The following is a 12,426-nucleotide window of genomic DNA, read 5'->3' on the forward strand; positions in this document are numbered from 1 at the left end:
CATTTTACTACGCTATTTTAAATTAACGAAATTCGGTTCTAAATTTAGTCCGCTTATCCGTTTTGTAAGCAAAAAATTATATAATTAGCACAAAATTTGGCTTGGGAAATCGATGGAAATTTTAGAAAAACTACAAAGCGGCGAGAGATTAAATTACGAAGACGGCGTGAAATTATGGGATTTAGATCTTTTCGATCTGGGCAAATTCGCCTTTAAAATTCGCAAAGAAAAAAATGGCAAAAATGTCTATTTCAACGCAAATCGTCATATCAATCCTTCAAATTTATGCGCAGATACCTGTAAATTTTGCGCATTTTCGGCGCACCGCAAGAACGAAAACGCCTACACGATGAGCGATGATGAGATCATGCGTATCGTGGATGAGACGGTAGCGCGCGGCACGAAGGAGATTCATATCGTAAGCTCGCACAATCCATTCGTTACGCCGCAGCAATATTTGGGAATTTTCAGAGCGATAAAGCAAAAATATCCGCTTCTGCATATCAAGGCGATGACCGCGGCAGAGATCGATTACTGGCGGCGAAAGTGGAAGATGAGCTACGAAGAGACGATAGAGCTGATGATGAAAAGCGGCGTGGATTCGATGCCGGGCGGCGGCGCCGAAATTTTCGACGAGCAGATCAGGGATAAAATTTGCAAAGGCAAGGTCTCAAGCGAGCAGTGGCTGCAAATCCACTCGCTGTGGCATGCTCGCGGGCGTCAGAGCAACGCCACGATGCTCTTTGGACATATCGAAAGCCGCGCGCACCGCATAGATCACATCTTGCGCATCCGCGCGCTGCAAGATGAGAGCCTGGCTCGTGCTAACGGCGGCGGTTTCAATGCCTTTATCCCGCTCGTGTATCAGCGCGAGAACAACTATCTGGACGTGAAGGGCTTTTTGGGTTCGGTCGAAATTTTAAAAACGATCGCGATTAGTAGAATTCTGCTTGATAACGTCGCACATATCAAGGCGTATTGGGCAACTTCGACGCTAAGCTTAGCCCTCGTAGCGCAGGATTTCGGCGCGGATGATCTTGACGGCACGATCGAGAACGAAAGCATTCAAAGCAGCGCCGGCGCCGGCAGCAAAAAAGGGCAGAGCAAGCGCGATTTTATCGATATGATCGGCACGGCGGGCTTTGTGCCCGTAGAGCGCGACAGCTTGTATAATCAGATCGAAATTTACGAATAAATTCTAAAGGAGGAGCAAGTGGAGAAATTCTTTCATCTCGCCGCCGCGAAAACGTCGGTAAGGCAGGAACTTATCGCAGGGCTTACTACGTTTTTGGCGATGATTTACATCGTGCCGGTAAACGCTAACATTATGAGCATCGCAGGCATGCCGTTTGATGCGCTGGTTACGGCAACCGCGCTTATTACGATAATCGCGACGCTATTTAACGGGCTTTTTGCAAATACCCCCGTAGCGCTTAGCGTCGGCATGGGGCTAAATGCGTATTTTACCTTTGCGTTGTGCGTGGATGCGAAGCTGCCGTGGCAGAGCGCGCTTGGCATCGTAGCGATAAGCGGGGCGCTTTTTACCGTACTTTCTTTTACGAATTTTCGTATTTGGGTCATAAGATCGATCCCGCTTGATCTGCGTCGCGCCATAAGTGCGGGTATCGGCGCTTTTATCTGCTTCATCGGACTTAAGCAGATGGGCGTCATCGCGCACAGCGAAGCTACACTGGTTACGCTTGGAAATTTTAAAGATATGAACGTTTTGCTGGGGCTTTTCGGGCTTACGGTCGTGCTTGTGCTCTTTGTGCTTAAGGTAAAAGCCGCTTTTATTTTAAGCATTTTGATTACTTCGTGCGTTGCGTGGGTGGCTGGAATTTCGCCCGCACCGCATGGCATAGTAAGCGCGCCAAGCGGCATAACGCCGATATTTGCTAAGCTAGATATCCCCGGAGCGCTAAAGCTCGCGTTCGTACCTTTTATAATCACATTTTTCGTTACGCATCTATTCGATAGCATCGGCACTCTCACCGGCGTGGGAAACCGCGCGGGGCTTTTTGGAGAGAATAGCAAAGACGGCATGAAAAAACTATCTAGAAATTTAACCTCCGATGCGATAGGTAGCGTCGCAGGAGCCGTTATCGGCACAAGCACGGTCACTGCATTTGCCGAAAGCGCCAGTGGAGTAGAAGCGGGCGGTCGCACGGGGCTTACCGCGGTATTTTGCGCTATGTTTTTCGTGCTGACGCTGTTTATGCTACCGCTATTTAAGGCGATTCCCGCAAATGCGATCTATCCGATCCTCGTAATGGTCGGGGTTTTGATGTTTAGCGAGCTTGGCAAGATCGATTATAGCGACGCTGGAATTTTAATCCCTGCGTTTTTTATAGTATTTTTGATGCCTTTTACCTATTCGATCACCAACGGCTTAAGCTTCGGCTTTATCGCTTATATCGTAGTTAGACTCGCTCAGCGCAGGATAAAAGATTTAAATTTCGGCGTTTTGACGCTTGGCGCGATTAGCGTTTTAGTATTTTTAATGCATTAAATTTTAAGGAAAGATATGAGATTTTATAGTTTTGACGAGATGGATCGCGATGCAAGAGTTATAGCAAAGCAGGTTAGGGACGAATTTATGCCCGATGCGATCGTGGCGATCGCTAGGGGTGGGCTCACATTCGGCCACGCGCTAGCCAATGCGCTTGATATGCGGACGATATTTTCGATAAATTCCATCCACTACGCAGATACCAAAAAGCTCGATACCATCGACGTTTTCAACGTGCCCGATCTAGAGCTTTACAAGCGCGTGCTACTGGTGGACGATATCATCGACAGCGGCGACAGCATGGTCGAGATCAAGCGCGTGCTGCTGGAGAAATTCCCGCAAATAGAGCTTAAAACGGCGGTGATTTTTTACAAACCCAAGGCGCTCATCCAACCCGATTTTAAAATTTCAAAGACGGATGAGTGGATAAATTTCTTTTGGGAAAATTATACGATAGAGGAATGAAGCGGCGCGCGGTTAAATTTAGCGGCTAAATTCTAAAGGATTCTACGGCTTAAATTTTATAAAATTTAAGCCGTAGAATTTAGGCCGTAAATTTAAAGCGCCCGCAGCAAGGATGAGAGTGAAGAAGCTTTATCAAAACGAAATTTTCGTGATCTCCATAATGTGCCTGTTTCAGGGCATATTTTTGCTTTATGCGATCTCAAATTTAAGCATCAGCTACTACGAGGCCGAAATTTTTTACGATAAAAAATCCCTCGTTTCGCTAATCGCAAATTTAAGCTGCGAAATTTTCGGGCGCAACGACTACGCCCTGCGCGTGCCGTTTATTTTGATCCACTTCGCAAACGCCGCGATGATCTATAAAATTTCAAAATTTATTCTAAAGCGCCGCTTCGATAGAGTGGTCGCTACGGCGCTATTTATGGCGCTCCCTGCGTCGATGAGTAGCGCGATCTTGCTAAATCCCGCGGGCATCATCGTTTTTTTCACGCTGCTAGCGATCTATTTTGCAAAGAGCGAATACAATATCGCGCTTTTCGTGCTTCTGTCCGCTTGCGCCCTGATCGACCGCGCATTTTTTATGCTCTACGTAGGCTTTGGAATTTGGGCGCTTTATATGCGCAAAAAGGAGCTTTTGCTACTGTGCATAGCGCTATTTAGCTTCAGCGTGATCTTTTACGACGTAAGCTCGGAGGGCAAGCCGAAGGGGTATTTTCTGGACACCGTGGGCGTTTTTGCGGGCGCGTTTTCGCCTCTCGTGTTTTTATTTTTCATCTACACGATCTATAGAATTTGGATCAAAGAGGAAAAGAGCCTGCTTTGGTTCATCGCTACGAGCGCGCTTTGTCTGACGATGCTTTTTTCTCTAAGACAGCGCGTGGCGCTTGAGATGATGCTGCCGTATTGCGTCATCGCTACGCCTTTGATTATCCGCGTGCTTTTTAACTCATATCGCGTCAGGTTGCCTAAATTTCGCACCTTTCACAAGATCGCCGTGGGTGTAACGCTGGTAAGCTTAGCAGTGAGTTATTTTGCAGTGATTTTCAGCGACGTGATGTATGAGGCGATGTTCGCAAACAAACCGCAGCGGCATTTTATCTATAAATTTGATGTAGCTAGGCAGCTGGCAAGTGAGTTAAAAAATCGCGGAGTAAAAAGCGTAAGATGCGAAGACGAGAGGCTCTGTCTGCGCCTAAAATTTTACGGACTGCCTAGCGGGGATAGCGCTTTTATCTATGCGGATGAGCCGGAATATGTCTCGGATCATAAAAATTCGATACAAAATATAGATATTTACAAGCGAGGCGTGCGAATTGCGAAATTTTATGTTAAAATATAAACAAAATTTTTATGAAAGGTAAAAATTATGAAAAAAGCATTTACTATGATAGAGCTGATTTTCATCATCGTGGTGGTTGGAATTCTAGCGGCCGTGGCAGTGCCTCAAATCAATCGAAACAGTTTAGTGGAGGCGGCGGATCAAGTCGCTGCTCATATTCGTTACACGCAGCAGCTTGCGATGAACGATAATAAATTCGATCCCGACGATCCGAATTGGTTTAAGAAACTTTGGAGAATTCAATTCAGTGAAACTACAGCCAAAGGAAGTGCAGAGGGTTGGACTTATACGGTGTATTATGATAGCACTATGAGCGGTAATCCTAACGGTAGTGCGGATCTGTCTGATTTATCAAGGGTTGATTTTGCCATAGATCCGCAAAATCCAAATAAAATTCTAAGTGCAGGCTTTCAAAACCAAGCGATAAATAGAAATGCTGAAAGAATCAATAAGAAGCTGAATTTAAGCAAAACTTACGATATTAGAAATGTCGAATTTACTAATTGTGGAGATCGGGCAAATCAAACTATAGTCTTTGATTCCTACGGGCGCCCTATGGGGCAAGTGTCAGACTCTGCCGTGCCATATGATAGGATGTTTGTAGCTCCTTGCGTTATTACACTTACTAACAGCGCAGGCGAGCATGCCCTTATTACCATCCAACCCGAGACCGGATATGTAAATTATACTTTGGCTTCCAATACCGGTCCCGGAGGGCAGTAGGATAATCCTACACACTTAAGGAGAATAATGAAAAAATACATAATGACGCCGATTTATTACGTAAACGACGTCCCGCATATCGGTCATGCATACACGACGATTATCGCCGATACGATGGCTAGATTTTACCGCTTGCAAGGACACGAAGTCTTTTTTAAAACGGGCACCGACGAGCACGGTCAAAAGATCGAGGAGGCCGCAGCCAAGCACGCTCAGAGCCCAAAGCAGTACGCAGACGGCGTAAGCGCTAAATTTAAAGACCTGTGGGACGAGTTTGACATCAGCTACGATATGTTTTCGCGCACTACCGATGCCGCGCACGAGGCGGCGGTGCAAAACGTATTTCGCAAGATGTATGAAAAGGGCGACATTTATAAGGGCGAATACGAGGGCAACTATTGCGTAAGCTGCGAGAGTTTTTTCCCTTCCGCTCAGCTCATCGACGGCGAGTATTGCCCCGACTGCGGCAAAAAGACTAAAATTTTAAAAGAGGAAAGCTATTTTTTCAGGCTTAGCGCCTATGCAGAGCGGCTTTTAAAATGGTACGAGGATGAAAAGTGCATCCTGCCGCTAGGCAAAAAAAACGAGGTCGTAAGCTTCGTAAAAAGCGGACTGAAGGATCTTTCGATTACGCGAACGGGCTTTGATTGGGGCGTTAAAATTCCGCCCGAGCTAAACGATTCGAAACACGTGATTTACGTTTGGCTGGACGCGCTGATGGATTATCTTAGCTCGCTCGGATTTTGTGCGGGCGGCGAGCGGATGGAGTATTGGGGCGACGCGCTGCATATCGTAGGCAAGGACATTTTGCGCTTTCACGCCGTTTATTGGCCTGCGTTTTTGATGAGCCTGGGACTAAATATGCCACGCAGCATCGCAGCTCACGGCTGGTGGACGCGCGACGGCAAAAAGATGAGCAAGAGCCTTGGCAACGTAGTGGATCCGCGCGAGGTCGCAAACGCCTACGGGCTGGAGCAGTTTAGGTATTTCTTGCTGCGAGAGGTGCCGTTCGGCCAAGACGGCGATTTTTCGCAAAAAGCGATCATCAACCGCGTAAATTCCGAGCTTGCCAACGAGCTTGGAAATCTACTCAGCCGCATCGTCGGCATGAGCGCAAAATACTCGGATTACGTCATAAATTCCAAAGACGTGATGAAATTTTTCACCGCCGAGATCAAGGAAGCAAACTCCTATCTGAGCGCCGCAATTAGCGCGCTTGAGGAGGTTGCTACCAATAGATATTTAGAGGAGCTTTGGAGGGCGCTTGCGCTCGCAAACGCTTCGATCGCGAAATACGAGCCGTGGAATTTGATTAAAAACGGCGAGCAGGCTAAGGCGTTGGCTCTCGTCGCATTGGTCGCAAACATTTTGGCTAAAGTCGCCGTACTGCTAAGTCCTGCGATGCCGAAGACGGCGGCTCGTATCGCAGACACGCTGGGCTTTGAAATATCCACTCCGCTTTATGAAAAGCTCGTACTTCGCGGCGAAATTTTAGATTTTAAGGCTAAGCCGTGCGAGCCGCTTTTTACCAAGATCGATCACGAGCTGATGCCGAAGGCGGACTACGATAGACTGGATGGCGCTGTAAATTCTACAAGCTGTTCGAGCGCAGACACTGCCGCAAAAGGCGCGCTAAACTTGAACGCAAACGCTTCCGGCTCGGGCGCTACGGCGCAAGAAGCCAAAGGCGCGGCATCTGAAGCGCAGATTAAAATCGACGATTTTAAAAAATGCGTTATCAAAGTCGGCACGATTTTGGAGTGCGAAAACATAGAGGGCAGCGAGAAACTATTGCGATTTATGATCGATCTAGGGGAGGAGAGGCCGCGTCAAATCATCAGCGGTATCGCGAAATTTTACGATCCCGCCGCGCTTGTCGGCAAGCAGATCTGCGTGCTGGCAAATTTAAAACCCGCTAAAATTTTTAAACATAGCAGCGAGGGTATGATTTTAAGCGCCGAGGACGGCAGCCTTACGCTGCTTAGCACTCTCGCACCCGTAAAAAACGGCGCGATCGTAGGTTAGCGATGAGGGCTCTAGCGCGCAAGGCTTCAAAGCTCGCTATCTACGGCGCGGCTGGGCTCTGCGCGCAAAAAAGCGGCGCTTCGGATAAAATTTTAAAACTTTGCCGTCGCTGTGGCTTTGCCGCAAAGATCGGTGCAGGCGGGCTTGCGTGCGTGAGCACACCCTTGGCGCTAAAGCTCGGCGCAGGTGTTGCTTTAAAATTTGCGGCGCGTAAAATTTTAACGCTCGGCATTTGCGAGCTGTCGAAGTTCGCCGCTTTAAAATGTGCAAAGCTCGGTACGCGCGCGGTTGTGCGCTCGTTTTCACGTACCGATAAATTTACGGACGAGCGCACAAAAAAGCGTGCAAGCGCGGATGGCGAGAGCTCTAAAGCAAGCGCCGCGTCGCGCAGAAAGCGCACGGCAGGTGTTTCTAGCGCAAGCATTAAAAAAGACGCCTTGCTTTCCAAAAGTGTCACTACTAAAAAAAACACAGCGACAAAAAGCGCGCCCGCAAAAAAATCCCCGCTTGCTAAAAAACCTGTACCTATCGCAAAAACCGCATCGACCGCCAAAAGTATCGCAGCAAGTGTAGTCTCTACATCCACGGCAAAATCGCCATCTGTCGCAAAATCAGCGTCCATAAAAAGCGCCGCGCAAAATAAAATTTCCGCGCCAAGCGCAAAATGGGTACCGGCTAAAAGTGCCTCTCGGAACGCAAAATCTCGCCGCATCGAAAAAAATACTGCCGCACCTGCCGTAATCGCCGCAAAAGACGCCGCCGCGTCCGGCGTAAGTTCCGCATCTACCGCAAAGCAGCCGCACCGCGCCGCAAAGAGCGCGCTTCTTAAAAGTTCCGCCGCGGGGAAATCGTAATGGTAAATTTATTAAATTTAACCCGTATCGTAAACGGAACGATGCTAAATAATCCTGCGATCTCCGCGGTCGAGAGCTTTGCGATCGAGCCCGCAAAGGTCGCGAAAAAGGGAGCTTTCATAGCACTCGGCGCAAACGAGCGCGACGTGCGCACCGCGATCGATAACGGCGCGTACGCGATCATTTTCGATAACAATTTCAAGCCGCTTAACGACGAGATCGCCTTTATCAAGGTCGAAAATTTATGCTCGGCGCTCGTGCGGCTGATAAAATTTCTGGGCGAGACGTGGCGGCACGGCTTCGTGCTGATAAACGAAGTGCAAAGCGAGATCCTGCGCTACACGAGCGTGCCGAAAAATTTGATGTTTGCGCCGCGCAGCAAGGGCGAGCTTTTCATCAGTCTGCTGAATGCCAAAGAGAAAAATACCTACTTCACCACCGACGGCGATCTTTTGCAAAGCCTCGGTATCTCGCCTGTCACGATTCCCGCTAGCGCGGATTTTAGGCTGCTTTACGGCGGCTCGATATTTTACAGTAGCTTCGTTTTCGGCGGGCTTTATTATTCAAACTTAATCTTTCCACAGCTGTTTTTGCCCGAGCTATGCGGCGTGATCGAGTATCTCTCGCGCAAAAACATACCCTTTAAATTTCAAAGCTTAAGCGCATTCGGCCATTTTGAGCCGATTTTTGTGGATAGATTTTTTAACGTTAGCTCGCTTGGCGGAAGCTACCGCGCCTTTATTGCCGAGAGCGATCCTGAGCTTTTTGCGCGCGAGGCGGATTTTTTGCGGGCGAAATTCCGCGAAAAAATTATCGTCTGCGCTAGCTGGGAGGATCGCTTAGACGGCGTTAAAATCGACTTTCGCTTTAATAAGCTAAGCGCGCTAAAGAGCCTGCCGGAGTTTCATTACGCGCTGGTTTTTGCGGAAAAAAGCGCGATCGTGCAGTTTCTAAATCAAAAACCGCAAGAAAAAAATCTATTTTTTTAAAGGCAGCGGATGCAGAGCTTTGATGAAATTTTAAACAGAAATTTTTGGATAAAGAGGCTTTACGAAAACGGGCTATTGCGTGAGGTAAAGGAGCAGATCGGCACCGAGCTTGAGATCGCGCACGCAAGCTACATCGAGGTCAAAAGGGAGCACTCGCAGGCGTTGCTTTTTACGAACGTGCGAAACGCGCAGGGCAAACGGATGCCGCCGGTGCTAAGCAATATTTTCGGTTCATCTTCTGCATTAAATTTAATCCTCGGTCGCGAACCTGACGAGATCGCCGCCGAGATTGAGAGCCTGCTAAAGCCGAAGCGTCCGCAAAACTTCAGCGAAAAGCTTGATTTTTTAGCGCACTTAATCTCGCTGCGTAAAATTTTTGTAAAGCGCCTTAGCGGCCGCGGCGAGTGCCAGCAGGTCGCACATCTGGGTGCTGACGTCGATTTGGGCGAGCTTCCCGTGCTTAAAACCTGGGAGAATGATGGCGGCGCATTTATCACGATGGGGCAGGTCTATACGAAGGATCTGAACTCGCAAACGCAAAATCTCGGCATGTACCGCCTGCAAATTTACGGGCGCGATCGCTTGGGGATGCACTGGCAGATCCATAAAGACGGCGCGGGCTTTTTTGACGAATACCGCAAAGCGGGGCGCAAGATGCCCGTATCCGTGGCGATCGGTGGTGATCCGCTCTATATCTGGTGCGGTCAGGCGCCGCTGCCGAAGGGGATTTTTGAGCTGCTGCTTTACGGCTTCATCCGCCGCAGCCCCGCCCGCCTCGTAAAATCGCTTACGAATGAAATTTACGTTCCAGAGGGTGCGGACTACGTGATCGAGGGCTTCGTAGATCCCGCCGTAAGCGAGCCGGAGGGGCCTTTCGGCGATCACACCGGATATTACACGCCGGTAGAGCCATTTCCGGTGATGGAGGTTAGCGCGATCACGCACAAGCGCGCGCCCGTATTTCACGCCACAGTCGTGGGTAAGCCGCCGCTTGAGGATAAATTTATGGGGTATGCGACCGAGCGGATCTTTTTGCCGCTGTTTCGCACGAGCGCGCCCGATCTGATTGACTATAAAATGCCCGAAAACGGCGTATTTCACAACTTGATTTTGGCTAAGATCGCCGTGCGCTACCCCGCTGCTGCCAAACAGATCATGCACGCGTTTTGGGGCGTGGGGCAGATGAGCTTCGTAAAACACGCCGTTTTCGTGCCACAGGACGCGCCGAGTTTAGATGAGTACGAGGCGCTTACGAAGTACGTCCTAAACCGCATAGGCGCGCGCAGCCTTGTTTTTAGCGAGGGTGTGTGTGATCAGCTCGATCACGCAAGCCCGAACTCCTGCTTCGGCGGCAAGCTCGGCATTGATGCGACTACTGATTTAAGCTCGCAGGCGCCGCAAATTTTAAGCGACGAGGAGCTGCTGGCTAAATTTCAAAGCGAAGAGCCCTCTATTTTAGCGCTTAAACAGCACTTTTGCGATACGAAAAACCCGCTCGTGCTAATAAACATAGACAAAAAAGAGCTCGTAAAGCGGAGCTGGCGGCGGATTTTGAAATTTAGCGAGCATTTTAAAATTTTGATTTTTACCGATGCGGGGAATGACGCGAGCAACCTCTATATGAGCGTTTGGCGCGTCGTAAATAGCATCGATGCGCTGCGTGACGTGTTTGTGACGCAGGACGATCGAATTTGCATCGATGCTACGAGTAAGCACGAGTGGGAGGGCTATACGCGCCGGTGGCCGCAGGAAACGCTCTGCAACCGCGAAGTAGTAGCAAGCCTCATAGAGCGCGGCATCGTGCAGGATGAGCCCGAGCTATTTAAGAAATTTGAAATTTTTTGAGGACGCGGGGCGGAATTTCGCACGGATTTGAAATTTTAAAATTTTACACTCTGATTTTAAGGGCTGCGCGTTAAATTTAGATAGAATTTCATCTAAACTTAGAGTTAAAGGCGATAAAATTTCATAAAATTTACCGCCATGCGAGGGCTGAAATTTTAAGGCGTAAAATTTGCTGCAGCGGAAATTTTAAAATTTCAAATTTTTTTGAAAAGGTGCAAAAGCTCGATATAGCGTAAACAGGCAGAAAACGAAAGGACATAAATGATAGAGTGGATACAAAATTTTTTTAGCGGAATGATTCCGAAGCTGCTACTAAACGCGACGCTGGAGACGCTGTATATGACCTTCGTAAGCACGGCTTTGGCGTTTATTTTGGGGCTCGTGCTTGCGATTGTGCTTATCCTTACGCGTCGCGGCGGGCTCTGCGAAAACCGCATCGTCTACGCCGTGCTGGACGTCGCGATAAACACGCTGCGAAGCTTTCCGTTTATAATTTTGCTAATCGTACTCTTTCCGCTTACGAAGCTTCTTGTCGGCACGAGCATCGGCACCACCGCGGCGATCGTCCCGCTTACTATCGGCTCGGCGCCCTTTATCGCGCGGCTCATCGAAAGCGCGCTGCTGGAGGTAGATAGCGGCGTGATCGAGGCGGCGAAGAGCTTCGGCGCGAGCAAGACGCAGATAATCTTTCGAGTAATGTTCGTCGAGGCGCTACCTAGCATCATCGGCGCGATTACGCTGACGCTCATCGTCATCATCGGATTTACGGCGATGGCAGGCACGGTCGGCGGCGGCGGGCTCGGCGACGTAGCGATCCGCTACGGCTTTCAGCGCTTCCGCCCCGATATAATGGCATACACCGTCGTGATCCTGATCGTACTCGTGCAGATCATACAAAGCATCGGAAATTTACTCTATAAAATTACGAAAAAGTAGGCTTAAACCCGTAGCTTAACGAGATATCAAATATTTTCTATTAGTATAAAATTGCAAAAAGTAGATCTTAAACTATAGGCCGTTCATTTGCATAGCCTGTTTTGCTAAACTGTAAATTATAAAAAATATAGGTTTACAACGCTATGAATACCGCTTAAAATTCTATATCGTAAGCAGTTAGATTTTTGCCTGCCGTCAAGGTTTAAATTTAAGGCTTTGTGTAGCTAAAGCAAAGCTCGTGCCAAGACTTGTTTCGCGTAGTTTTATAACAGGTCGCATCTTTGAAGCGAACGATCAAAACTGCGCTGGGTAATTTTAAAATTCGCAGGCAAGATTTAGGCGCAGAATTTTAAAATTTAATTGCCTAAAATTTAAAATTTAGCCCAAACCTTAATGAGAAGCGTGTTGAAATTTGAAATTCTAAAGCACGGAATTTTAAAATTTTAAAAATTTAGACCTTACGAAATTTTGCTTATAAATTCTAAGACAAGCAGTTTTAAAATTTTATAATTTTAAGTTTTGCAAGATCTTTCTTATACAATTTCACTTTTACTTAGAAATTTCGTAGCTTCACTTTTAAAATATAAAGCGCAGGATATAAATAAAAGGCACCGGCCTTAGCAATAAAGCCAATAATGATGGTATTGCTGCTTTGACAAGCTTTTTTGGCTTTGGTAAAAGAACCTAATATTGCGCCAGTTCTTTAAAAATAAAGCAGACTATGAAATTCCTCTGCGAATT

General features: G+C 47.9%; 10 protein-coding genes. 9 read left to right on the forward strand and 1 reads right to left on the reverse strand.

What is annotated here, in order from left to right:
- The first annotated feature begins 112 nt into the window (after window positions 1-112).
- The 6 genes from mqnE (at window position 113) to metG (ending at window position 7,061) form a co-directional block, all read left to right on the forward strand.
- Window positions 113-1,195, forward strand: a complete 1,083-nt coding sequence (mqnE, locus tag QZ367_RS02320; protein WP_291936813.1) for an aminofutalosine synthase MqnE — start codon at window positions 113-115, stop codon at window positions 1,193-1,195.
- Window positions 1,196-1,213: 18 nt separating this feature from the next.
- Window positions 1,214-2,509 (forward strand): NCS2 family permease, encoded by a 1,296-nt coding sequence (locus QZ367_RS02325; protein ID WP_291936815.1) that lies wholly within the window; start codon window positions 1,214-1,216, stop codon window positions 2,507-2,509.
- A 15-nt stretch (window positions 2,510-2,524) separates the two neighbouring features.
- Window positions 2,525-2,974 (forward strand): phosphoribosyltransferase, encoded by a 450-nt coding sequence (locus QZ367_RS02330; protein WP_005871628.1) that lies wholly within the window; start codon window positions 2,525-2,527, stop codon window positions 2,972-2,974.
- Between the two features lie 112 nt (window positions 2,975-3,086).
- Entirely contained in the window at window positions 3,087-4,313 is a 1,227-nt protein-coding gene (locus QZ367_RS02335) for a hypothetical protein (protein ID WP_291936821.1), read from the forward strand.
- A gap of 27 nt (window positions 4,314-4,340) precedes the next feature.
- On the forward strand, window positions 4,341-5,036 hold the full coding sequence (locus tag QZ367_RS02340) for a type II secretion system protein (RefSeq protein ID WP_291936824.1): 696 nt from the start codon (window positions 4,341-4,343) through the stop codon (window positions 5,034-5,036).
- Window positions 5,037-5,063: 27 nt separating this feature from the next.
- On the forward strand, window positions 5,064-7,061 hold the full coding sequence (metG, locus tag QZ367_RS02345; protein WP_291936827.1) for a methionine--tRNA ligase: 1,998 nt from the start codon (window positions 5,064-5,066) through the stop codon (window positions 7,059-7,061).
- A gap of 40 nt (window positions 7,062-7,101) precedes the next feature.
- On the opposite strand, the gene QZ367_RS02350 is transcribed toward metG, so the two are convergent.
- Window positions 7,102-7,683: a hypothetical protein gene (locus QZ367_RS02350; protein ID WP_291936830.1), complete on the reverse strand. Its 582-nt coding sequence runs from the start codon at window positions 7,681-7,683 to the stop codon at window positions 7,102-7,104.
- Between the two features lie 231 nt (window positions 7,684-7,914).
- On the opposite strand from QZ367_RS02350, the gene QZ367_RS02355 reads away from it, so the two are divergent.
- The 3 genes from QZ367_RS02355 (at window position 7,915) to QZ367_RS02365 (ending at window position 11,685) form a co-directional block, all read left to right on the forward strand.
- A complete protein-coding gene (locus QZ367_RS02355) occupies window positions 7,915-8,904 on the forward strand; it encodes a hypothetical protein (protein ID WP_291936832.1) in 990 nt (329 codons plus the stop codon).
- Window positions 8,905-8,913: 9 nt separating this feature from the next.
- Window positions 8,914-10,749: a menaquinone biosynthesis decarboxylase gene (locus QZ367_RS02360; protein ID WP_291936834.1), complete on the forward strand. Its 1,836-nt coding sequence runs from the start codon at window positions 8,914-8,916 to the stop codon at window positions 10,747-10,749.
- A gap of 261 nt (window positions 10,750-11,010) precedes the next feature.
- Window positions 11,011-11,685 carry a methionine ABC transporter permease gene (locus QZ367_RS02365; RefSeq protein WP_291936836.1) on the forward strand — a complete coding sequence of 225 codons (675 nt, stop codon included), beginning with the start codon at window positions 11,011-11,013 and terminating at the stop codon, window positions 11,683-11,685.
- Window positions 11,686-12,426 lie beyond the last annotated feature (741 nt).

This window comes from Campylobacter sp., from assembly GCF_019423325.1.
Classification (GTDB): Bacteria; Campylobacterota; Campylobacteria; order Campylobacterales; family Campylobacteraceae; genus Campylobacter_B.